The organism is Bradyrhizobium sp. Y36, from assembly GCF_002531575.1.
Lineage (GTDB): Bacteria > Pseudomonadota > Alphaproteobacteria > Rhizobiales > Xanthobacteraceae > Bradyrhizobium.
Genome location: NZ_NWTI01000001.1, coordinates 679,230 through 699,868, shown reverse-complemented (window position 1 = coordinate 699,868; position 20,639 = coordinate 679,230). Strand labels below are relative to the sequence as shown.

Here is a 20,639-nt window from a genome sequence, read left to right as displayed (position 1 = left end):
ATTGATTGTCGACGGTGTCCAGGCTCTCGCTGGTCTCCGTCAAAAACTCCCGCAACAGATCATCCATGAAAACAGGCCTTCATACAGGAAGGGCGCGCACGAGGTGTGATGCGCCATTTCGGAATGGTGCCAGCTTCACCGCAAAGCGTTTAATATTGGTTGAGTATGTGCAAAAGAACGGAGCCAACAAAGAGATAAGGCGCTCCGGACAAGCCGAAGCGCCTCGTAAAGAATAGATTAAGACGCCGGGCGCGGCGCGCTGTTTACGAAGCGGTAACCGTGATGGCTTCGCCTTCCGGCGCAAGCTTCACGGTGAGCCCGCAGGCCTCTGCCAACAGCCGGGTATAATAAGGCTGGATCGCGTGCGCATCCGCGGCAGGCCCGCGCTCGCCGCTCAGCAGCTCGGAGATGTTCTGCGGCAGGCGCGCATTGTGTCCGGTCGCGGTGATGCGAAAGCTCATCGTCTCGCCCTCGCCGATCGGGTCGACCGTCAGCATACCGCCGCGCGGGATCGTGTGCTGGGACACGACCAGCATGTTGAGCAGCAGCTTGACGCGATTCTTCGGCAGCAGCAGCCGCGGCAGATTCCAGGTGATCGAGCACTTGCCGTCCTCGATGTGGCCCTTCGCCATGGTCTGGGCGTCACCGAGATCGATCTGCGCGCCCGAGGAGCCGGCCGCGCCGAAGGCGAGACGGCAGAACTGGAGCCGGGCGGAGGCGGTCTTGGCGCTCTTGCGAATCAGGTCGAGCGCGAACTCGCGGTCTTCCGGCTTGGGATCGTCGTCGAGCACTTCGAGCCCGTTGACGATGGCGCCGACAGGGCTGATGAGATCGTGGCAGACCCGCGAGCACAGCAGTGCCGCGAGTTCGAGCATATCGGGAGCAGTAGCGGTCGCGGGCGACGAGGCGTCAGACATATAAAGGGGTCCTGGAGGGTTCCTGGAATTGCACGGCGCCGGACGCCGCGAATCACGCATGCTTGACGGATGCCGTGGGTTCTAACATTCGCCAGCCCGCGGCAGCTAGCTTGCGATCATGGCGAGGTGGTCATAAGCCCAATTGAATCGTTCGGGCGCGAATCAGTCGAGAAGGACGAATTGCCGATGATTGAGGCATCCAGGTGAAGCGGATCATCGACGGGGCGGCGGCGGCCGGCCTGATGGAGCCCTTGACGGCGCTGGTGGTGAAGGCGGGCGAGGCGATCCTTGCCGTCAACCGCGCGGCGATGCGGGTCGACGGCAAGCAGGACGGCTCGCCGGTCACCGAGGCGGACCTTGCCGCCGACCGCATCATCGCCGAGGGCCTGGCACAGCTCGCGGGCGACATCCCGACGCTCTCGGAAGAACGGGCCCAGCTCGCCTCCCCGCCCTTCGAGGACAGCTTCTTCCTGATCGATCCGCTCGACGGCACCAAGGAGTTCGTCGCCGGCCGCGACGAATTCACGGTCAATCTCGCCCTCGTGACATCGGGCGTGCCGCTGCTCGGCATCGTCAGCGCGCCCGCGCTCGGCCTGCTCTGGCGCGGCATCGTCGGCCGCGGCGCCGAGCGCGTGAGGTTTGACGGCGCAACCATCGGCGCGGCCGAGCCGATCCGCACCCGCAAGCTGCCGGCGCGCGGCGCGCCCTGGATCGCGGCGGTGAGCCGCTCGCATGGCGATCCCCGGAGCGAGGCGTTCATCGACGACAGGCCCAATGCCGTCCGAAAGACCTGCGGCTCCGCGGTGAAATTCGGCCGGATCGCGGAAGGCAGCGCCGACATCTACCCCCGCTTCGGGCCCACCTGTGAATGGGATGTCGGGGCCGGCTCGGCGGTGGTGACGGCGGCCGGCGGCCGGGTCACCGACGGCAAGGGCGGCGAGCTCCGCTTCGGCGAGCGCCACGCGAGCGGCTTCATCATTCCGGAGTTCATCGCCTGGGGCGACCCGCAGGCGGCAAGCCTCTGAAAGCCGCTACTGACCGAGCTGCTCCAGAAGCGCCGGCCAGCGCTTGCCGACTTCATAAAGGAACCGGTCGGGATCGGCGGCGAAGGCATCGCGATTGGCTTCCCGGCTGAACAAGTAAAGCCGCTGGGCCACGATCGCGAAGAAACGGGGATTGCCGGCGACGGTCACGCCGCGGGCGATATCAGCGGGGTCGTAGCCGCCGAACTGCGGCCCATAGACCTCGGGATGCGCCAGGAAGGAGGCCCGGTTGCCCTCGTTGCGGAAGCGCCAGACCGCGCCCCAGAGGTTGGCCTCGAACTCCGCCGTGCCCTGCACCGCCCGGCCATCGACGAAATAGGCGACGGGATCGAAGCCCTCGATGGCGACGCCGGTGAAGCGGTTGACGACGACACGTTCGGTGGTGGCGGCCTGCGCCGGCATCCCCGCAGCAGCCAGCCATATGCCCGACAGCAGGCACAGGAGGAGGCCGATCAAGGCAATTCCGGGGCGCAAAGGGCTATCTTCCTGCCGTTGTGCCGTCATAGTTGCTGCGGATAACATCCGAGTCGAGGGGACATCCGGCGCAACCTAGGACCGTGCCTGTTGGCGTCAGGTTAAGGAAGCAACCGGATTCGGTACCAGGGGTTCTTTTATGACTTTCGCATCACGCCTTGCTGCGCTCGCGCTTGCCGCGATGGTCGGCTGGATCGTGCCGGCCTCGGCCCAGCAGGCGCCGCCGCCCAATCTGCCGCCGCCGCAGCGGACCCCGACGCCCAATACCTACGGGCCGGACGAGCTCGTCGGCGCCGGGCACCGCTTCTTCGGCAACGTCTCGCGCGGCCTCGCCTCCATCATCGAGAAGGCGATCAGCCAATGGGGCCTGCCCAACGGTTACATCCTGGGTGAGGAAGGTTCCGGCGCGTTCGTCGCCGGCCTGCGCTATGGCGAAGGCACGCTCTACACCAAGAACGCCGGCGACCTCAGGGTCTACTGGCAAGGCCCCTCGCTCGGCTTCGACTGGGGCGGCGACGGCGCGCGCACCATGACGCTGGTCTACAATCTGCCCGCCACCAACGCGATCTACCAGCGCTTCGCCGGTCTCGACGGCTCGGCCTACATCATCGGCGGCTTCGGCATGACGGCGCTCACCGCCAACAACATCGTGCTGGTGCCGATCCGCTCGGGCCTGGGCTTACGGCTGGGCGCCAATATCGGCTATCTCAAATACACGCCGCGTGCGACCTGGAACCCATTCTAGGCTCCGCCCTCCATCCAGCGACGGATCAAGGTTAACGATAGAGCGGGGCTGGCTTTTTGCCGGCCCGCCATGGCATGGTCGTTGGTGAATTTTTCCTTAAGCTTGGGAGTTCTGGCCCATGGTCGAACCGATCATGTACCTGGCGATCGGTTTCCTGCTTTCGATGCTGTGCGGGCTCGCCATCGTGCCGCTGGTGCATAACCGCGCCGTGCGCCTGACCACGCGCCGGCTCGAGGCCGCAACGCCGCTGTCGATGGCGGAGATCCAGGCCGACAAGGACCAGCTCCGCGCCGAATTCGCCATGTCGGCGCGGCGGCTCGAGATGAGCGTCGACCAGCTCAAGAACAAGACCACGAGCCAGCTCGCCGAACTCGGCAAGAAGAGCGACGCCATCAATCGCATGAAGATCGAGCTCGGCGAGAAGAACGCCACGATCTTCGCGCTGGAGGCGCGCGAGAAGGCGGTGAAGGAGCAGCTCCGCGCCACCGAAGAGGAATTCAACGCCAAGACGGAAGCCCTGCGCGCCGCCGAGAACGCGCTGAAGGACAAGCAGAACGAGCTTGGGAAGATCAACACCGAGCTGTCCGACCGCTCGCTGATGGCGGAGAGCCGCCAGGTCGAGCTGGTCGCGGTGCGCGCGCAGATCGAGGAATTGAAGAACCGCGTCGGCGATGCCGAGAAGGAATTTGCCGCGACGCAGGCGCGGCTTGCGCAGGAGCGCACCGAATCCGAGACCGCCTCGCGCGAGCTCGGCGATGCCCGCGGCCGGGTCGAGAATCTCAGCCAGCGCGTCACCGAGCTCGATCGCCAGCTGCTGCTGCAGGTCAAGGAAGCCGAGATGCTGTCCGGCCGCGTCGCCGACCTCGAGGGACGGCTCGCCACGCAGGGCAAGCTGCTGGCCGAGCGCGAGTACGAGAACAACCAGCTGCGCCAGGCCAATGAAGGCGCCGAGCGCACCGTCAAGGAGCTGCGCGTCGAGATCGCTGGCCTCAGCGGCGGCAAATCGTCGGCTGCGGTGGAGGGCTTGCGCGCGGAAAAGACCGCGCTGGAGGAGCAGCTCCGCGCCGCCCGCGACGAGCGCGCCAAACTGCAGCGCGACCTCAACGCGATCCAGCAGCAGGCCGAGAGCTCGTGGGCGACCGAGCGGATGGAGAACGCGCTGCTGCGCGAGCGCATCAACGACATCGCCGCCGAGGTGGCGAAGCTCGCCATGCAGCTCGAGGGCCCGAACTCGCCGATCGAAGCGCTGCTCGCGGCCGAGGCCGGCCAGCCGCCGAAGCCGGCGCCCCGCCCGGCCAACGGCGCCGCGACCAACGGCACGCCGAGCCTGCCCGAGGGTGGTGGAACGCTGGCCGAGCGGATCCGGGCGCTGCAGGCCCACGCCTCACGCGCCCGCCAGCAGGGCGCGTAAGCGCCCCGAAACCCGGCTTCCGCTGCGAATTCCGTGACTGAAGCGAGGTTTTCGCACCCTCCGGCGCCTGAAAACTTGACACCTCAAGCCCGCACTTCTAAATCGCGGGCTCCAATGCGTCGGCCGGCCAAACAGGTCCGGCCGTCTGCATGATGGTCCCGGGCGCATAGCTCAGCGGGAGAGCGTTCCCTTCACACGGGAGAGGTCCAAGGTTCGATCCCTTGTGCGCCCACCACGCTTCGCCAAACGGCTTCGCGTGGCGCAGCCGCATCCCATCATGGCGAAGGGTGTCCGGCGCTCGAAGAGCGTCAACGGACTGGGACGTCTTGCTCCCGCTCCGGTAAAATTGCGAAAACAACCCCATGCACAGTAGCCGACGACAGTCGGATCAAGGGGTTACGCGTTTCCGAATTCGCATGTTTGGGGCGACCTTGCCGCGGCGGGCACCGTAGAGTGCGCCCTGAGATATCCGAGGAGAACCGCATGGCGACCATCTTCATCACCGGCAGCACCGATGGACTCGGCCGGGCGGCGGCGCGATCGCTGCTCGATCAGGGACACCGCGTGGTGCTGCACGCGCGAGCGGCCGATCGTGCCGACGCGCTCGGCGAGCTGAGGTTGCATGCCCTGGGGGTCGTGGTCGGCGATCTCAGCAGCGCCGCCGAGACGAAGCATATCGCCGAACAGGTCAACGCCATCGGGCGCATGGACGCGGTCATCCACAATGCCGGCGTCTACACGCGTCCCGGCCGCGGCGCGACTCGGGAAGGCCATGCCGAGACCCTCGCCATCAACACGCTTGCACCCTACATGCTGACGGCGCTGATCGAGCGGCCCGATCGATTGGTGTATCTCAGCAGCGGATTGCACCGGGGCGGCGAAGGCTCGCTCGACGATCTCGACTGGATCAGGCGCCCCTGGGATTCGGGCAAGGCCTATGCCGAGAGCAAGCTGCAAATGGTCGCGCTGGCCTTCGCACTGGCGCGGCGCTGGCCCAAGGTCCTGAGCAACGCCGTCGATCCCGGCTGGGTGCGCACGAGGATGGGCGGCGCGGGCGCGCCGGTCGATATCGACACCGGACAACGCACGCAAACCTGGCTTGCGGCGAGCGCGGATCCCGCGGCCCTGGTCAGCGGGCGCTATTGGCATCATCTCGCGCAGCAGCAGCCGGCCAGCGAGGCGGCCGATCCGAAATTTCAGGACGCACTCATCGGCAAGTTGGGCGAGCTGACGGGCGTCGAGCTGCCGGAGGCGTAACGCGCAGTGCCGGAGCAGGCGTCATGCCGCCCGCTCTGACCGCCAGGCCGTGTAGAGACCGGCGAGGGTTCCGATTGCAACCAGCGCGGCGGCCAGCAGCACCTGCAATTGCCCATCGTCGGTGGGGCCGACGGACGACACCAGCCTGGTCACGATGACGAACAGAATGCCGACGGCGGCCGCGGCGCCGACGCAGAGATAAGCGAGCTCCCGCGTCAAATTGCGGCCGAGTAGTCCGAGCGCGGTGAAATACATCGCGCAGGCGTTGGGATGAACGAACAGGGCAATGCGCGCGTAGGCGCCGTAGGCGTCGAACAGCGACTCGCATCGGCGCAGGGCCGCCTTCGAGGCCACCCGCTGCAGGAACGGCCGGAAGAAACGGGCCTGTGCGTAGCTGAGAACGGCGCCCAGGATGATGGCGAGCCAGGCCGCGATGACGACGGAGCCATCCACGGACTTCGGGCTGAGCGCCACCGACATCAGGATGAGCGCGGTGCCGGGAAAATAGCCGAAATACGGGAAGACCGCCTCCAGCAGCACGCAGACGAACATGAAGGCCGGAAACCAGGCCGACCCGGTTGCGCCCTGGACGATCGCGTTGAGGTCGAACAGAGCCGTCCTGTACAGGACGAGGTACATGCACATGGCCAGCAGGGCCAGCGCGTAGAACGGCAACGCTCCCGACAAAAACCGTCTCATTCAACCATCGCGCTTCATTTGGCGGAGACGACGGCCTCGCGCTGTTTGCCGATCATGCATTAGGCGAACGGGATTGCCGCTGTCGAGAGCGCGCTTTGCCACGCGACCGGCGCATCGCCCCGCGCATCCTACCCGATCGAGAGGATCTCGACCTCCTGCGCACCGGAGCCCACGACGTCGCCGACGGCTTTCCCCATCAGCGACCGCGCGACCGGCGCGACGAACGAGATCGTCCCCGCCTTCGGGTCGGCTTCGTCCTCGCCGACGATGCGATAGGTCTGCACGCGGCCGTCAGCGCGGCTGAAGGTCACGGTGCTGCCGAAGGCGACGACGTCGCTGCCGACGGGATCGGGAACGACCTGGGCGGTGCGCAGGCGTTCCGTGAGATAGCGGGCGTCGCGCAGCGGCACGGCCGATTGCCGGCGCTTCTCGTTGACGTCCTCGATGGCTTGCGCGCCTTCATAGGCCTCGCGCGCCTGCTGAAGCTGCGTCTGCAAGGCCTGCAGGCCGGCCTCCGTCACGAGGTTGGGATGCGGCGAGATCGGGCGATCCGGCAACAGCGTCTCGGACGCGGTTTCGGCGCTTTCTTCCTTGGTAAAGGCGACGCTCAATTCGAAAATCCTGTCGAACTCTTCGGGGTGGCGACGCCAGGCGTCGCCGATTGACCCGGATTATATCTCAAGTTCGACGAAACGACGGAGCTTGAAGACGAGGTCCGGCATGGCCTGGCGGAACCGGGTGGCGTTCTGGAAGCTGGTCGAGAACGGCGCGAAGGTGAGCATGGCGTTCCAGTGCCGGTAGCCATAGACCGTCACCGAGACGCCGGTGGCCGGAAAATCCTCCAGCTTGCGCAGCTCGCCCAGCACGAGATCGGCGATCGCCTCGGCCGGCAGCAGCTGTTTGCCATCCCGTGTCGTGACGATTTTTGCAGGCTGCTCGACCGGCTCCGCGGCGACCGATGCCGCGGCAGGCGTCTCCTCCGGCTCGATCGATTTCGGCTCGGCAGCGGGCGCCGCATCCGCTTCCGCTCCGTTCGACGGCACGGTCGGCGGTCCTTCGGTGAGCGGCGGCGGTGCAACACTGTCTGCGCGCTTGTTGCCTCCAAGGATGCTGCTGATCATGGCCACGAGGCCAGCATCCTTCACGTCGTCGCTCATCATTCCCCCCGGGATTCGGCCTACTCTAGCATTGCGCTCGCAGACCGCCACCAGGGATGTGGAGCCGCCGGGCGGAGGCGGTTCGTCGCAGGCTGTTCGGCCTGCGTCATTCGTCGACGGGCGGTTGGTCGAAGGCACCAGCGGCGCGAAGCCGATCACTCCACGTCGCGATGCGGGTCCGCTACTGCTTCTCGAACGGAATATATTGCTGGTACTGCTTGGGCACCGAGCTGCGGTAGCGCGCCGGCACGGTGCCGGAGTCGACGGAATGATCGATCTCCTGCTGCCGCGTCATCTTTTTCTTCGCCGGCTTCTTCGACGCGCTCTTCTTGGAGTCCGCCGGCTGGCCGGACGTGTCGCTGGTCGCAGCCGGCGCCGTCGTTGCGGCCGGCGCGGCGGTTGTCGCCGCAGGCGCCGTGGTCGCACCGGCTGCCGGTGCGCTCTGCGCCGGCGCGAGCGATGTTTGGGCGAGAAGCGCCAGCGCTGCTGTCGCAGCCAGCAGATATGACCTATGCATCAGAACCTCCAAAAATGACCTGACCCGAATGAGGAAAGCGCGAGCCTTGCGGGGAGCCGCGCGGGCAAGTTCGATCACGATAGGCGAAAGGCCCGTCTCGAACTGTGGCCGAGATCACATTGCTCGCCGCGGCTTGGCGCATCATAGACGCATGTCGAACGCAATGCCCACTGCGGACACCAAGACAAGTACGACAAAGTGTCGGGCAAATCCCGGAACCTGCAGGTCGAGCTGTGTGTTCCCTCATTCACCTCGCTTCCCACTCTTCTCGAATGGAGACTGAAATGCGTCGCACCATCCTCACCCTCGCCTCGTTCGCGGCCCTGATGGGCGCGATGGCCCCGGCGGCCCAGGCCCACCCCGCCAACGACAGATATTGCCTGCAAGGCCGCATGTGGGGCTATCCCGGCAACTGCCAGTTCGCGAGCTATCAGCAGTGCCAGGCCACCGCCTCCGGCACGTCGGCCTATTGCGGCATCAACCCGCGCTACGCCTATTCGCAGCAGCGCTACTACTGACGACGTTGTGCGGCGTGCGCGCATCGCGCGCGCCGCCACGTTTTCACGTGCAGACGATCCGCCGCGCCGACGGCGCGGCGAACTCATGGGCGACGCTAGTCGCGCAGCGTGATCTCGAAATTGAACCGGACCTGCATCACCGGACCGATTTCGTCTCGAACCTCGATTGCCATGTGTCGCTTCGAAAGCGGATGAGAGCCGCGCACCGCGTCCCGGGCCATATCCGCCAACGACTTCGCGGCTTCCTCCTGGACGGCCGGAAGACTGGAAAACTCCAGACCCTCTTCGTCGGGAAACAGCTCGTCCTCGTCACGCAGATCGAAGTAATAGATCGGCATCGCAAGCGCTCACAGACCGTAGGCGGGAGCGCGCGTCTCTCTCGGCCACCGGATGCCTACAGCTGGGTGATGGCCGGTGATCGGAGGCAACCGGAACGACGTCGGAAGGTTGCTCACGAATTCGGGCATTCAGACGAACAAAAACGCCGCCCGCTTAAATGAAGCGCAGGCGGCGGTTGACCAGCCCCGGGAGGGAGATCGTAAAATCCCGATATAGATCTGTCTCCACGTGGAGAGCGAAGGTTCACCGCATCGGGCAAGAGCCACTCAGGAAGGCGCCTGAAGTCCCGGCGAAGTCAGCCACTTGTTGACTTCTCCGGCCACATCGATCTGCCGCGCCTTGCGCAGAAGCTCGTTGCGGCGGACGCCAAGAGGCATTCCCTTGGCCTGCGTGCGGAGATTGATGGCCTCTTGCGCGAGGCGAAATTCGAGAGTGGACGAGTGTCCTGACGTCTGTCGCGCCATGCTTGATGCTCCGCTGCGGGGTTGAGCGGGAGCGCGACTTGCGTCCACACCACCGATAGTTGCTAAGGGCCGCTCGGTGGTGACGCGACAGTGCGCCTTTGTCCGGCGGATGGCCAGCGCTTTGTTTCGGTTCCCGGCAGGAACCATTCTGAGATCATGGCCGAGCGTGAGCCGCTCGCCGAGTCTCGGTCATGCGGCGCGCTCTGCGAGCAAGCGTGGCTTGAGCGCATCTATTGGTGCGGCTGCTCCCTGAGCAAGAGATCGATCGCACGCCGAACAGCGGCAACGGCCTCCGCTCGATTGAAGGCGATTCCCGTTCTGGGAGAGCGGCCAAGTCGTTCAAACGACCATTTCCAGCCCACCGGATTGATGGTCTGGACCACCGAGTATTCAATCCCCTGATGTTCGTGCGCCATCGTCACCCCATGTCGAATCCATCCTGAGCAGCATCCGCTGGCGGAGCAGCCGACCTCTGGCTTCTTCCTTGGTCATCTTGTCGAGCTATGAAGCAGACGAAATTCAGCAACCGCGGCAGATATTCTTCAGCTTTGCGGCGGTGCGGGCTTCTTCCGCGAGGAAGGGGTCCTTGTATCCCGACGACGGACCGTGACCGCTCTCGGCAGGTTTCCCGGGTTTGGGTGGAAATGCGGCGTCGTAACAGGACAGCCGTGCACTCGTGCTCTCGATCGCCCGGCAGTTCGGTTCCGCGGCGGATGCGGCTGGCGCTAACGCACCCAGTGCCGATGCAAGCAAGAGCGCAAACGTCCATGCGGCGGGTCGCACTGTCTTCATGCCGAGTGTCCCATCGCTACCTGCCTTTGCTCGCCCAGGCCGGCTTCTCGCCGGTCCAGGCTGGAAGAGAATCCCATTCAGACCAGCGCATCCGGCGCTCCTCATCTCCGACTTTCACGAAGACAAAGGGTGCATCGTCGCGGCCTGTTTTGGAGCCGACGAAGATCGCCGGAACTCCATAAGCGTCCCTGATGATTGCGGTGTTTGCCATGTCGGGCTCCCGTTTGGCTTGAACTGGCCCGCCCCGGGTTGCAGTTCGCACGCTGAATGAACTTGCCCCTACAGGAGGGCCGCAACCGCGATCATGAGAACGATGAAGACCGGCACCAATATCGGCGGTACGAGCCATTCACGAATTTCGAATTTTGCGGGATCTGACATTTGACCGCCTTGGCTTGGGCTAAGGCGGGAGCGCGAAGCTCTCAGTCACCGATAACAGCCACGAAGCGCGCGGTGATGCTTGCTGTGTAACAGTGTTCTCGCCAATTGGCGAGATCAATCTCGAACCGGTCGGCGCTTAACCGCCGGGGCAAGCGCGCTACACGATTTCATCGGTCCACACCTTGAAGCTGATCAGCGTGTTGGGTCCGAACGTCTGGGTGATCGGAACATCCGCCGCGTCGCGGCCTTGCGCGATCAGGACGCGGCCAATTCGCGGCGTGTTGTTGCGCGCATCGAAGGTGTACCAGCGACCGTCAAGATAGACTTCGAACCAGCCTGCAAAGTCCCCGGGAGCGTGGGGCGGAGGGATGCCGATGTCGCCGAGATATCCCGTGCAATAGCGCGCCGGAATGTTCATGCAACGGCAGAATGCGATGGCAAGATGAGCATAGTCGCGGCAAACGCCTTTGCCCTCGTTGAATGCTTCCCACGCCGTCATGGTGGCTCGCGCGTGCTCGTAGCCGAACGCGATGTGATGGTGCACGAAATCGCAGATCGCCTGGACCCGCGGCCACCCCGGCGCCGCCTTCTCGAACAGCTTCCACGCGATGTCCGAAAGTCGATCGGTCTCGCAGTAGCGGCTGCCGAGCAGATAGACGATCGTATCGGGCGGAAGATCCTCCACCGCGTATTGCGAAGCTGAAGGGGCGATCACGTCAGGCAACCCGCCATCGCGCAGGATGCCGTTGGCGGAAAGGCGCATGCGGCCCGCGGGCGCAACCAACCGACTGCACCAGTTTCCGAAGCCGTCGCGGTAGGGCGAGATCGGCACGGAGGGCTCGGTCGTGAGGTGGTCCGGCACGACGATGTCGGATGCCCGGGTGAAATGCGTTCCGACCACCGCAATCAATGGCGTCGCTTGCGGGAAGTCGTAAATCATCTCGAAGCCGACACGTATCTTCATGCTTGGGCCCGACTCCAACTGCACCGGCGCGAACCGGCCGCGCGGACGACGCGGGCCGGCAACGGCCCCGGCGGCTCGCTACTTCGAGGTAGAGGCTTCCTTCAAAGCGGAGGCCTCCTTGGTGATGGCGGCGATCGAGCTGCCAGACTTGCGGACGACGCTGGCGAATTGCTTGTCCGACAGATTGAGCCGCTTGCGCAGGACCTTGACCAGCACTTTATCTCTCAAATCCAACGAATTGCGGAAAAAGGTCGGCTTGTGTCTGAGCATGTGGTCTTCTCGCGATGAAGGGATGAAGCAGATCGCGACCGGGCGGGCGTTACGCCGCTCCGGCCGCGATGGCGACTGTCCCGCTGCGAGCGAAGATTCGGTCTCCGTGAGGCCAACATTTCCCGAGCATCAACGTTCCGCCGCTTCCGGAATTAACCCGGCGTCGGCGCTGCAGGAGAGCCGGCCGCGCGTCCGCAAAGGCGTGATCGGCAGTCGGCGCCGGCGGGCCAGGCGAGCGACCGCGGCTTTGTCATCGAATCCGACGGCTGGAAGCAGACGCCCCTATGGCCCCGCCCTGAGCCCGATCTCCCCGAGCCGCGCCGCGAACCAGCTTGACAGCGGATCATCGACGGCGCCGCTGACATAGACCTCCGACATCGTCACCCGGTCCTTGTCCATCACCAGCAGCACGCCGATCCAATAGGGAAACCAGACGTTCACGTCGGTCAGCGCCCGCAGCTTGTGCTGATCGTGCTCCAGCGGCGTGTGATTGCTCGCCTTGCGGATCTCCACGGTGAGCAGATTGTTCGGGATCTCGCGCTGATGCACGACGACGTCGGGGTAGATCGACTTTCCCAGATGATCGTCGGTCGAGATGATGGTGCCGTGCGGCAGATGCAGCGTGCGTTCGCCGAGCCGGTCGTAATTGCAGTCGACCGACCAGCCGGAGAACTGCTTCTCCAGATGCACGGCGAAGCGGTGCGTGACCGTGCGCTCGCCGATGTCCTTCTCGAACAGAAAGCCTTCGTGGGCGTAGAAGTCCCGGACAGCCGCGATCACCTTGTTCAGCTCGGTCTGCATCGTGCCTCCGGGCTCATCACACGGACCTAGTTCGGTGTCGTCCCGGCGAAAGCCGGGACCCATAACCACAGGGGGTGGTTTTAGCGCGGGTTGGTAACTCCGAGTCTTCGCAAAACTATTGCTGCGGCGTATGGGTCCCGGCGTTCGCCGGGACGACGTGGGGAGAGATCCTACATCTGGACTTCGATCAGCCGCGGGCCGGGCTCGGCGACGGCCTCGGCCAGCGCCTTGTTGAACTCGTCGGCATTGGTGACCGCGCGGCCGGGCACGCCCATGCCCTTGGCCAGCGCCACGAAGTCGAGCGTCGGACGATCGAGCCGGAGCATGTCGTTGGCGCGCTGGCCGGGTTCGCCGGCGCCGACATTGTCGAACTCGCCGCGCAGGATCTGGTAGATGCGGTTGGCGAACACGATGGTGACGATGTCGAGATTCTCGCGCGCCTGGGTCCACAGCGACTGGATCGTGTACATCGCGCTGCCGTCGCCGACCATGGTGATGACCTTGCGGTCCGGGCAGGCGATCGCAGCACCAATCGACAGCGGCGTGGAGAAGCCGATCGAGCCGCCCATGTTCTGCAGCCAGTCATGGGGAGCCGCCGCCGCGGTCGGCGGGAAGAAGCCGCGACCGGTCGTCAGGGACTCATCGACCATGATCGCGTTCTCGGGGATCGCACATGCGATCGCCTGCGCGATCGAGGCGAAAGTCAGCGCGCCGGTCGGCTTGATCAGTTCCTGCACCGCCTGCGGCTTGACGTCCTTGGCGCTGGCCTTCACCGCGCCGGCAAGCGCTTCGAGCGCTGCGACCGAATTCTCGCCCCAGGAGGTCATGCGATGCACGTCGCAACCCTCCGGCTTGAGCATGCTCGGCTTGTTCGGATAGGCGAAGAACGCCACGGGATCGTCGGACTCGACCAGCACGATGTGGCGGAACTTGGCCAGCATCGGCAGCGCGTTCTCGATCACGTAATGGATGCGGTCGATCGAGTAGCGGCCGCGGCCGCGCGCCATCCTGGGGCGGAAGGTCGGGCCCATCACGGTGCAGCCGGTCTTGGCGGCGATGCGCTCGGCGAGCGCGAGACCCTGCTCGCTCAGGGCGCTGCCGGTCATCAGCAAGAGCGTGCCCTCGCCGTCGCCGTGCAGGATCTTTGCGGCCTGCTCGACCGCCTGCGGCGAGTAGCTCGCGCGCTGCTGCTCGGCCGGCACCTCGGCGATGCCGTCGGCCTCGTTCCAGGCGGTGTCGGCAGGCAGGATCAGGGTCGCGATCTGCCCCGGCGCGCTCCTGGCGGCGGCGATCGCCGCGGCGCCGTCGGCGGCAACCGACTTGGAATTCGGCGAGGTCCGGACCCAGGACGACATCGGCCGGGCCAGGCCCTCGATGTCGGAGGTGAGCGGCGCGTTGTAGTCGATGTGGTAGACGGCATGCTGGCCGACGATGTTGACGATGCCGGAATTGGCCTTCTTGGCGTTGTGCAGGTTGGCAAGGCCGTTGGCGAGACCCGGGCCGAGATGCAGCAGGGTCGAGGCCGGCGTGCCCTTCATGCGGTAATAGCCGTCGGCGGCGCCGGTCACCACGCCCTCGAACAGGCCGAGCACGCAGCGCATGCCCGGCACACGATCAAGGGCTGCGACAAAATGCATCTCGGAGGTGCCTGGGTTGGTGAAGCAGACATCCACCCCACCCTTGACCATCGTCCGTACCAGGCTTTCCGCACCGTTCATCCCAAGCTCCGCAGCATGTCCAGATATTCGCTCGGTCAATCATTGTTCGCGCGTTCCGTCAAAGCAAGAGCCGCCATCGCGGCCCTGCCCCGCGCCGCGGCGCGCCGGCTGGGGGCAGGCCGGCATGGTTGCCGATTTGATAACGCCGGTCCGGAACGAGGTCCTCACGGGGCCGTGGCTTGCGGAAAGCCTGCAAATATGGCCTGTGGCCTTTGTTGAATCGATTTTTTCTGGGGGAGACAATGATCCGGTTTTTTGCCGCGCCGATTGCCGCCATCGCACTGCTGTCGGCCACCGCAGGCGGCGCGCTCGCGGAGGAATTCGACTCGCGCGACATCATGGGCGGCGGCCCGAACTTCTTCCGTTCCGGCGCCAATCCGATCCCCCGCACCACCGTCATGTACAACGGCAACTACGCCCCCGGCACGATCGTGGTGAACACCAGCGAGCGGCGCCTGTATCTGGTGCTCCAGAATGGCCAGGCGCTGCGCTACGGCATCGGCGTCGGCCGCGACGGCTTCCGCTGGGGCGGGGTGCACAGGATCACCGCCAAGAAGGAATGGCCGGACTGGACGCCTCCGTCGCAGATGCTGGCGCGCCGGCCCGATCTGCCGCGGCACATGAAGGGCGGCATCGACAATCCGCTCGGCGCGCGCGCCATGTATCTGGGCTCGACGCTGTACCGCATCCATGGCTCCAACGAGCCGGAGACGATCGGCCAGGCGGTCTCCTCGGGCTGCTTCCGCATGACGAATGACGACGTCAGCGATCTCTATAGCCGCGTCGGGGTCGGCACCACGGTGGTGGTGCTGAACAACTGACCCTGGCAGGCTTCCGTAGGGTGGGCAAAGGCGCACTTGCGCCGTGCCCACCATGTCTGTCGACCGTAAAAGATACGTGGGCACGCTTCCGCCGTCGCTCTTCGAGCTATGGCGGACAAGTCGCTTTGCCCACCCTACGATACTACGGCCCTGTAGCGCTCTTGCGACAGACAACGCCGGGAACTCGCAGACCGCGTGAATCTGCGGTCTTGTGCGCGCGACGTGAATACGGCAGCGTCGTGCGACGATGAGCGCATTCGCCCCGCCCTCGCTTGCCTTCCGCTCCGCCCTGCTGACGTTCGCAGCGCTCGCCCTTGCGCCTGACGTCGCGGTCACGGCCGTCGCGGGCGAATTGCCCGCGATCTCCTCGCGCCAGCGGGCCGAGAAGAAGAGCTTCAGCGACGGCGAGATCGTCGACGGCTTCTTGAAGACGGCGTTCGGCGCCGAATATCATCTCGCCGGCCGCGTCGACCGCATCCGCAAGTTCGACGGACCGGTGCGCGTCTACGCCGAGAGCGACCGCGCCGATCGCAAGGCGCAGCTGGCCAAGGTCGTGGCCGACATCGGCAAGCGCGTGCAGCATCTCGACATCGCCATGATCGACACCAACGAAGCGGCGAATGTGCGCGTGAAGCTGGTGCGCGACCGCGATCTGTTCCGCACCATCTCGAGCTTCTACGGCGCGGAGAAGGCGCGCGAGATCCGCTCCTCGCTCGACCCGCAATGCCTGTCCGGCTTCCGCAAGAACGACAATTTCGAGATCGAGCATTCCGACGTCATCCTCACCGTCGACAACGGCGATTTCACATTTCTCGACTGCGCCTATGAGGAGCTGCTGCAATCGCTCGGGCCGATCAACGACACCGCGAGCGTGCCCTGGACCATGTTCAACGACAACGTCTCGATGGGCTATTTCGACGTCTACGATCAGTACATCCTCAATCTCTTGTACGATCCCCGCATCAAGGCGGGCATGACCGTGGCCGAGGTCAAGGCGGTGCTGCCCACCGTGCTCGCCGACGTGCGGACGTGGGTGAAGCAGGTGAATGATCTGAAGGAGTGAGGTGCTCTTACCCTCCCCTGGAGGGGGAGGGTCGGCTCGCATTTGAGCGCAGCGAAAATGTGAGACGGGGTGGGGTGATCTATCCTCACGTTGACTGCCCGAGTGGAGAGATCACCCCACCCCGATCGCGCTGCGCGCGATCGACCCTCCCCCTCCAGGGGAGGGTAAGCGCCACCTCCGCCTACTGCACCAGATCGGCCACCGTCGTCGCGGCTTTCAGGCCCGTGCCGGTCAGCACCGCCACCGTGGTCTCGTTCGCCTTGATCGATCCAGCCGCAGACAGCTTGTCCAGTGCCGCCGCCGCGCCGGCGCTGGTCGGCTCGGCGAACAGGCCCTGGCGCGCGAGGCGGCGCAAGGCGGCGACGATCTCGTCCTCGGCAAGCGCGATCGTGCCGCCGCCGCTCTCGCGCAAGGCGGCGATGATCTCGCGCAGGCGCAGCGGATGCTTGATGGCGGTGCCCTCCGCGATGGTCTTGCTCACCTCGCGCACCACGGGCGTATCGACGCCCGCCTGAAAGCTGGCATCGATCGGCGAGCAGTTGAGCGGCTGTGCCGCGAACAGCCGGGGCAGTTTTGCGATCTGGCCGGCTTTCAACAGCTCGCGGAAGCCGAAGGCGCAGCCGAGCAGGCTCGAGCCGGCGCCGACGGGAACGATGACGTTGTCGGGCGCGCGAAAGCCGAGATCCTCCCAGATCTCATAGGCCAGCGATTTGGTGCCTTCGAGGAAGAACGGCTGCCAATTATGGCTGGCATAGAACGTCTGGCTCGACTGGCGGATAGCCTCGGCCTCGGACTCCTCGCGCGGGCCTTCGACGAGTTGCACCGTCGCGCCATAGGCGCGCACCTGCGCGATCTTGGCCGGCGAGGTCGAGGCGGGCGCAAGAATCTTCACGCGCATGCCGCCGGCGGCGCCCAGCCCTGCCATCGACGAACCGCCATTGCCGGAGGAGTCTTCGAGAATGGCATCGACCCCGATCTGGCGCAGGAAGGACAGCATCACGGCCGAGCCGCGGTCCTTGAAGCTGCCGGTCGGGTTGAACCATTCCAGCTTGAAATGCGGGCGCAGATCGCCCCAGTTCTGCTGGACCAGCGGCGTGCAGCCCGTGCCAAGCGAAATCGGATCCTTGATCTCGACCGGCAGCGCCGCGCGGTAGCGCCACAGCGACCGCGTGCTGGTGTCGACATCGTCGCGCGAGATCCCCGCTCCCGGCGTCACCAGCAGCGGCGTGCGCTCGTCCGAGCACCAGCGCGGCTGGTCGAGCGGGTAGAGCTTTCCGTTGCGGGGATCGATGTAGCTGGCAGGCATGGGGGTCTCCGGGACAGGACCGATCCGGTCGATATGTCCGAATATGCAGGTTTTATCCAGTCACCTGTTTGGACCGCAGACGGGCCGCCGGCCCCTTCAAAAATCCAAATGATTACATAGATATACGGCCTGTTGTGGCGCCTTTCGCCGGACCAGGCGAGCGTGGGAGCGGGCCTTCGGGCCGACCCCACGATTAACTTGTCTGTCGTCGCCGGCGGCTACAATATGTTTGATTGAGCTTGCGTCGCCGACGTTCCGAGGGTGGTGCCGCAAGCGAGCCAGGCCCGTCCGAGCGGCGGGCCGTTGGCTTTTTGGGAGCCTGGACATGAGCCGCGCGAACCGTACCGACCACATCCGCCTCACCTCGCATCCGGAGCCGGGCCGCAAGTCCGCCTTCCCGATCCATTGGGGCGCGGCCGACGCACGCGCGCGCGGACCGATCATCGGCACGGTGTCACGCGCGGGCGATCGCAACGTGATCGGCAGCCATGGCGGCTCCTATGCGATGTACCGCGCGCTCGCGGTGTCCGCCGGCGCGCTCGATCCGATTCGCAGGCCCGATCTCACCAACACGTTTCCGGCGGCCACCATCGGCCCGTTCGAGCAATGGCGCGATCCCGCCAAGATCGTCGCGCTCGATCCCTGGGGGCATCTGGTCGCGGAGAATTTCGGCAAGGAGATCGCCGAAGGCTCCGACATCCGCCCGAGCATCGCGGTGACGCGCGCGCGGCTGGACCTGCCGGAGATCCGCGAGGCGCTCGCCGCAAAACGGCTGCGCGCCGACGGCGAGGTCGTGCATGCCAATGGCAGCGTCTCCGTGGTGAAGATCGCGATCGACCCGGTCTGGTACCTGCCCGGCCTCGCGGCGCGCTTCGGCACCGGCGAGACCGAGCTGCGGCGCACGCTGTTCGAGCAGACCGCCGGCATGTTCCCCGAGCTCGTGACCCGGCCGGACATGAAGGTGTTCCTGCCGCCGATCGGCGGCACCACGGTCTACATGTTCGGCGACGTGACCAAGCTGCCCGACCATCGCACCAGGATCACCTGCCGCGTGCATGACGAGTGCAACGGCTCCGACGTGTTCGGCTCCGACATCTGCACCTGCCGGCCCTATCTGATCCACGGCATCGAGGAATCCGCGCGCGGCGCGCAGGAGGGCGGGCTCGGGCTCGTGGTCTATAACCGCAAGGAAGGCCGCGCGCTCGGCGAAGTGACAAAGTTCCTGGTCTACAATGCGCGCAAGCGCCAGGAGGACGGCGATGCGGCCGCCGCCTATTTCGAGCGCACCGAATGCGTCGCCGGCGTGCAGGATGCCCGCTTCCAGCAGCTCATGCCGGATACGATCCACTGGCTGGGCCTGAAGCGCATCGACCGCTTCCTGTCGATGAGCGACATGAAATACGACGCGCTGACCTCGCAAGGCATCGACATCGTCGAGCGCGTGCCGATCCCGCTCGAGCTGATCCCGGCCGACGCCCATGTCGAGATCGCCGCCAAGAAGGCTGCCGGCTATTACTCGTCCGACATCGCACCGGAAAAGGACGTGAACGGCGTGGTCGGACGTTCGCTGGAAAAATACTGATCGCGCAATGGCGGATGCTTTGGAACAACAGGCCCGCTCCCTGCTCAGCGCAGGAGCGGTTCGCGCGCGCGCCGGCGAGATGCTTCGGATCGGCCTTGCCGGCGGGCTCAACCACTTCACGATCGATCTCGACCGCATGGATGGCGTGGCCGAGGCCGTGCTCGCGGTGACGCGAAAAGCCTATCCGGCGCTGGACGTGCCTTTCCACGCGCGGTGGCGGCATTTTGTCATTGGCGGCGTCGACCGCTGGGCAGGCCTTGCAAATGCGCTGCCGTGGCCGGAACGCGCCGCGCGGGCGCGCGCGGAGTTCGACCTTGCCATCGTCAGCGTGCTGCTCGATGCCGGCGCGGGCGCAGCCTGGCGATATCGCGACGCCGCGACGGGCGAGAGCATCGGCCGGTCCGAGGGGCTTGCCATCGCGAGCCTCGAGATGTTTGCGAGCGGTCTTTTCTCCGGCGATGCCAGCTCGCCATTCAGAGCCGATGCGACGGCGCTTGCAAACCTGCCGCTCGCCTCCCTCGCCTCGGCCTTCCAGGTGAGCGACGCCAATCCGCTGCTCGGGCTCGACGGGCGCACCGATCTGCTGCGATGTCTGGGCAAGCAGGTCTCGAAGCGCGCGGAGGTGTTCGGCCTGCGTGACACGCCGCGGCCGGGCGGGCTGTTCGATTACATTGCGGCGCAAGCGAATGGCGGCGCCATCGCCGCGCCCGCGATCCTGTCGGCCGTGCTGAACCAGCTCGGGCCGATCTGGCCGTCGCGGCTCGAACTCGCCGGCGTCCCGCTCGGCGATTGCTGGCGGCATCCGGCGATCACAGCAGACGACGCAACGGCGGGCCTCGTGCCGCTGCACAAGCTGTCGCAATGGCTGAGCTATTCGCTGATCGAGCCGCTGCAGCGCGCCGGCTTCGAAGTCACCGACATCGACGGGCTGACCGGGCTCGCCGAATACCGCAATGGCGGCCTGTTCGTCGATCACGAGGTGCTGCGCCTGCGCGATGCCGCGGATGCCGAACGCGCGCATGCCGTGGATTCGCTGCTCGTCGTGGAATGGCGCGCGCTGACGGTGGCGCTGCTGGATCGTCTGGCTGAACTGGTTCGCGCAAAACTCGGCCGCACGCCCGAGACATTGCCGCTCGCCAGCGTCCTGGAAGGCGGCAGCTGGGCCGCCGGCCGCGCCATTGCCTTTGCGCGCAGGCCCGATGGTTCGCCGCCGCTGAAAGTGATCAGCGACGGCACGGTGTTCTAAAACCTCTCCCCTTGTGGAAGAGGGTGGCTTCGCGACAGCGAAGCCGGGTGAGGGGTTCTCTCCGCGAGCCCGTCTCTCAATGGAGTTCGCGGAGACGACCCCTCATCCGGCGCCGTAGCCGAAGCTAAGCTTCGGCGTTCTTAAGAACGGCGGC

Annotated in this window: 23 protein-coding genes and 1 tRNA gene; 10 read left to right on the top strand and 14 right to left on the bottom strand. The window is 65.7% G+C overall.

Annotation, left to right across the window (positions count from 1 at the left end; translation table 11 throughout):
- Positions 1-263 precede the first annotated feature (263 nt).
- Complete coding sequence (gene chpT, locus CO669_RS03380) at positions 264-917, bottom strand: histidine phosphotransferase ChpT (protein ID WP_198963796.1); 654 nt, start codon at positions 915-917, stop codon at positions 264-266.
- A gap of 203 nt (positions 918-1,120) precedes the next feature.
- On the opposite strand from chpT, the gene CO669_RS03375 reads away from it, so the two are divergent.
- Positions 1,121-1,942, top strand: coding sequence for a 3'(2'),5'-bisphosphate nucleotidase CysQ family protein (locus CO669_RS03375; RefSeq protein WP_245444151.1), 822 nt, complete (start codon positions 1,121-1,123; stop codon positions 1,940-1,942).
- 6 nt (positions 1,943-1,948) lie between these two features.
- Here CO669_RS03375 and CO669_RS03370 read toward each other — a convergent pair whose 3' ends face one another.
- Complete coding sequence (locus tag CO669_RS03370) at positions 1,949-2,434, bottom strand: YHS domain-containing (seleno)protein (RefSeq protein WP_097657749.1); 486 nt, start codon at positions 2,432-2,434, stop codon at positions 1,949-1,951.
- A 139-nt stretch (positions 2,435-2,573) separates the two neighbouring features.
- Between CO669_RS03370 and CO669_RS03365 the strand changes: the two genes are divergently transcribed.
- The 4 genes from CO669_RS03365 (at position 2,574) to CO669_RS03350 (ending at position 5,847) form a co-directional block, all read left to right on the top strand.
- Entirely contained in the window at positions 2,574-3,179 is a 606-nt protein-coding gene (locus CO669_RS03365; protein WP_097657748.1) for a DUF1134 domain-containing protein, read from the top strand.
- 118 nt (positions 3,180-3,297) lie between these two features.
- Positions 3,298-4,590, top strand: a complete 1,293-nt coding sequence (locus tag CO669_RS03360; protein ID WP_097657747.1) for a coiled-coil domain-containing protein — start codon at positions 3,298-3,300, stop codon at positions 4,588-4,590.
- A gap of 160 nt (positions 4,591-4,750) precedes the next feature.
- Positions 4,751-4,825 (top strand) — tRNA-Val (locus CO669_RS03355).
- A 248-nt stretch (positions 4,826-5,073) separates the two neighbouring features.
- Complete coding sequence (locus tag CO669_RS03350) at positions 5,074-5,847, top strand: SDR family NAD(P)-dependent oxidoreductase (RefSeq protein WP_097657746.1); 774 nt, start codon at positions 5,074-5,076, stop codon at positions 5,845-5,847.
- 21 nt (positions 5,848-5,868) lie between these two features.
- Here CO669_RS03350 and CO669_RS03345 read toward each other — a convergent pair whose 3' ends face one another.
- The 4 genes from CO669_RS03345 to CO669_RS03330 all read right to left on the bottom strand — a co-directional run bounded on the left by CO669_RS03345 (position 5,869) and on the right by CO669_RS03330 (position 8,220).
- Entirely contained in the window at positions 5,869-6,546 is a 678-nt protein-coding gene (locus CO669_RS03345) for an SNARE-associated domain-containing protein (RefSeq protein WP_097657745.1), read from the bottom strand.
- Positions 6,547-6,674: 128 nt separating this feature from the next.
- A complete protein-coding gene (greA, locus tag CO669_RS03340; protein ID WP_097657744.1) occupies positions 6,675-7,157 on the bottom strand; it encodes a transcription elongation factor GreA in 483 nt (160 codons plus the stop codon).
- A gap of 60 nt (positions 7,158-7,217) precedes the next feature.
- A complete protein-coding gene (locus CO669_RS03335) occupies positions 7,218-7,703 on the bottom strand; it encodes a hypothetical protein (protein WP_097657981.1) in 486 nt (161 codons plus the stop codon).
- Between the two features lie 181 nt (positions 7,704-7,884).
- Positions 7,885-8,220, bottom strand: a complete 336-nt coding sequence (locus CO669_RS03330; RefSeq protein WP_097657743.1) for a hypothetical protein — start codon at positions 8,218-8,220, stop codon at positions 7,885-7,887.
- A 284-nt stretch (positions 8,221-8,504) separates the two neighbouring features.
- Between CO669_RS03330 and CO669_RS03325 the strand changes: the two genes are divergently transcribed.
- Positions 8,505-8,738 (top strand): DUF3551 domain-containing protein, encoded by a 234-nt coding sequence (locus CO669_RS03325; protein ID WP_097657742.1) that lies wholly within the window; start codon positions 8,505-8,507, stop codon positions 8,736-8,738.
- Positions 8,739-8,833: 95 nt separating this feature from the next.
- On the opposite strand, the gene CO669_RS03320 is transcribed toward CO669_RS03325, so the two are convergent.
- The 7 genes from CO669_RS03320 to CO669_RS03285 all read right to left on the bottom strand — a co-directional run bounded on the left by CO669_RS03320 (position 8,834) and on the right by CO669_RS03285 (position 14,467).
- On the bottom strand, positions 8,834-9,076 hold the full coding sequence (locus CO669_RS03320; RefSeq protein WP_097657741.1) for a DUF6894 family protein: 243 nt from the start codon (positions 9,074-9,076) through the stop codon (positions 8,834-8,836).
- A 267-nt stretch (positions 9,077-9,343) separates the two neighbouring features.
- A complete protein-coding gene (locus tag CO669_RS03315) occupies positions 9,344-9,541 on the bottom strand; it encodes a hypothetical protein (protein WP_097657740.1) in 198 nt (65 codons plus the stop codon).
- A gap of 808 nt (positions 9,542-10,349) precedes the next feature.
- A complete protein-coding gene (locus CO669_RS03305; protein ID WP_097657738.1) occupies positions 10,350-10,544 on the bottom strand; it encodes a hypothetical protein in 195 nt (64 codons plus the stop codon).
- A 327-nt stretch (positions 10,545-10,871) separates the two neighbouring features.
- Positions 10,872-11,678 (bottom strand): transglutaminase-like domain-containing protein, encoded by an 807-nt coding sequence (locus tag CO669_RS03300; RefSeq protein ID WP_097657737.1) that lies wholly within the window; start codon positions 11,676-11,678, stop codon positions 10,872-10,874.
- 78 nt (positions 11,679-11,756) lie between these two features.
- On the bottom strand, positions 11,757-11,894 hold the full coding sequence (locus CO669_RS03295) for a hypothetical protein (RefSeq protein ID WP_245444149.1): 138 nt from the start codon (positions 11,892-11,894) through the stop codon (positions 11,757-11,759).
- Between the two features lie 336 nt (positions 11,895-12,230).
- Positions 12,231-12,749, bottom strand: a complete 519-nt coding sequence (locus CO669_RS03290) for a hypothetical protein (protein WP_097657735.1) — start codon at positions 12,747-12,749, stop codon at positions 12,231-12,233.
- Positions 12,750-12,919: 170 nt separating this feature from the next.
- The gene (locus tag CO669_RS03285; protein ID WP_097657734.1) at positions 12,920-14,467 is read right to left on the bottom strand and encodes an acetolactate synthase large subunit; all 1,548 of its coding nucleotides are present in this window, start codon (positions 14,465-14,467) and stop codon (positions 12,920-12,922) included.
- Between the two features lie 242 nt (positions 14,468-14,709).
- Between CO669_RS03285 and CO669_RS03280 the strand changes: the two genes are divergently transcribed.
- Together CO669_RS03280 and CO669_RS03275 are read left to right on the top strand one after the other, a co-directional pair.
- A complete protein-coding gene (locus CO669_RS03280) occupies positions 14,710-15,288 on the top strand; it encodes a L,D-transpeptidase (protein WP_097657733.1) in 579 nt (192 codons plus the stop codon).
- A gap of 247 nt (positions 15,289-15,535) precedes the next feature.
- The gene (locus CO669_RS03275; protein ID WP_097657732.1) at positions 15,536-16,351 is read left to right on the top strand and encodes a DUF2927 domain-containing protein; all 816 of its coding nucleotides are present in this window, start codon (positions 15,536-15,538) and stop codon (positions 16,349-16,351) included.
- 181 nt (positions 16,352-16,532) lie between these two features.
- Here CO669_RS03275 and CO669_RS03270 read toward each other — a convergent pair whose 3' ends face one another.
- The gene (locus tag CO669_RS03270) at positions 16,533-17,657 is read right to left on the bottom strand and encodes a threonine synthase (RefSeq protein ID WP_097657731.1); all 1,125 of its coding nucleotides are present in this window, start codon (positions 17,655-17,657) and stop codon (positions 16,533-16,535) included.
- 325 nt (positions 17,658-17,982) lie between these two features.
- Here CO669_RS03270 and CO669_RS03265 point away from each other — a divergent pair, with 325 nt between their 5' ends.
- Together CO669_RS03265 and CO669_RS03260 are read left to right on the top strand one after the other, a co-directional pair.
- The gene (locus CO669_RS03265) at positions 17,983-19,239 is read left to right on the top strand and encodes a GTP cyclohydrolase II (protein ID WP_097657730.1); all 1,257 of its coding nucleotides are present in this window, start codon (positions 17,983-17,985) and stop codon (positions 19,237-19,239) included.
- A gap of 7 nt (positions 19,240-19,246) precedes the next feature.
- The gene (locus CO669_RS03260; protein ID WP_097657729.1) at positions 19,247-20,485 is read left to right on the top strand and encodes a URC4/urg3 family protein; all 1,239 of its coding nucleotides are present in this window, start codon (positions 19,247-19,249) and stop codon (positions 20,483-20,485) included.
- Positions 20,486-20,639: the final 154 nt, after the last annotated feature.

Bases quoted from the DNA above. Each gene is read 5' to 3' on its own strand.
- CO669_RS03330 (WP_097657743.1), bottom strand. From the start codon at position 8,220: ATGCATAGGTCATATCTGCTGGCTGCGACAGCAGCGCTGGCGCTTCTC.
- CO669_RS03360 (WP_097657747.1), top strand. From the start codon at position 3,298: ATGGTCGAACCGATCATGTACCTGGCGATCGGTTTCCTGCTTTCGATG.
- CO669_RS03270 (WP_097657731.1), bottom strand. From the start codon at position 17,657: ATGCCTGCCAGCTACATCGATCCCCGCAACGGAAAGCTCTACCCGCTC.
- chpT (WP_198963796.1), bottom strand. From the start codon at position 917: ATGTCTGACGCCTCGTCGCCCGCGACCGCTACTGCTCCCGATATGCTC.
- CO669_RS03320 (WP_097657741.1), bottom strand. From the start codon at position 9,076: ATGCCGATCTATTACTTCGATCTGCGTGACGAGGACGAGCTGTTTCCC.
- CO669_RS03350 (WP_097657746.1), top strand. From the start codon at position 5,074: ATGGCGACCATCTTCATCACCGGCAGCACCGATGGACTCGGCCGGGCG.
- CO669_RS03280 (WP_097657733.1), top strand. From the start codon at position 14,710: ATGATCCGGTTTTTTGCCGCGCCGATTGCCGCCATCGCACTGCTGTCG.
- CO669_RS03285 (WP_097657734.1), bottom strand. From the start codon at position 14,467: ATGAACGGTGCGGAAAGCCTGGTACGGACGATGGTCAAGGGTGGGGTG.
- CO669_RS03275 (WP_097657732.1), top strand. From the start codon at position 15,536: ATGAGCGCATTCGCCCCGCCCTCGCTTGCCTTCCGCTCCGCCCTGCTG.
- CO669_RS03300 (WP_097657737.1), bottom strand. From the start codon at position 11,678: ATGAAGATACGTGTCGGCTTCGAGATGATTTACGACTTCCCGCAAGCG.
- CO669_RS03305 (WP_097657738.1), bottom strand. From the start codon at position 10,544: ATGGCAAACACCGCAATCATCAGGGACGCTTATGGAGTTCCGGCGATC.
- CO669_RS03335 (WP_097657981.1), bottom strand. From the start codon at position 7,703: ATGAGCGACGACGTGAAGGATGCTGGCCTCGTGGCCATGATCAGCAGC.
- CO669_RS03260 (WP_097657729.1), top strand. From the start codon at position 19,247: ATGGCGGATGCTTTGGAACAACAGGCCCGCTCCCTGCTCAGCGCAGGA.
- CO669_RS03365 (WP_097657748.1), top strand. From the start codon at position 2,574: ATGACTTTCGCATCACGCCTTGCTGCGCTCGCGCTTGCCGCGATGGTC.
- CO669_RS03290 (WP_097657735.1), bottom strand. From the start codon at position 12,749: ATGCAGACCGAGCTGAACAAGGTGATCGCGGCTGTCCGGGACTTCTAC.
- CO669_RS03325 (WP_097657742.1), top strand. From the start codon at position 8,505: ATGCGTCGCACCATCCTCACCCTCGCCTCGTTCGCGGCCCTGATGGGC.
- CO669_RS03315 (WP_097657740.1), bottom strand. From the start codon at position 9,541: ATGGCGCGACAGACGTCAGGACACTCGTCCACTCTCGAATTTCGCCTC.
- CO669_RS03345 (WP_097657745.1), bottom strand. From the start codon at position 6,546: ATGAGACGGTTTTTGTCGGGAGCGTTGCCGTTCTACGCGCTGGCCCTG.
- CO669_RS03265 (WP_097657730.1), top strand. From the start codon at position 17,983: ATGAGCCGCGCGAACCGTACCGACCACATCCGCCTCACCTCGCATCCG.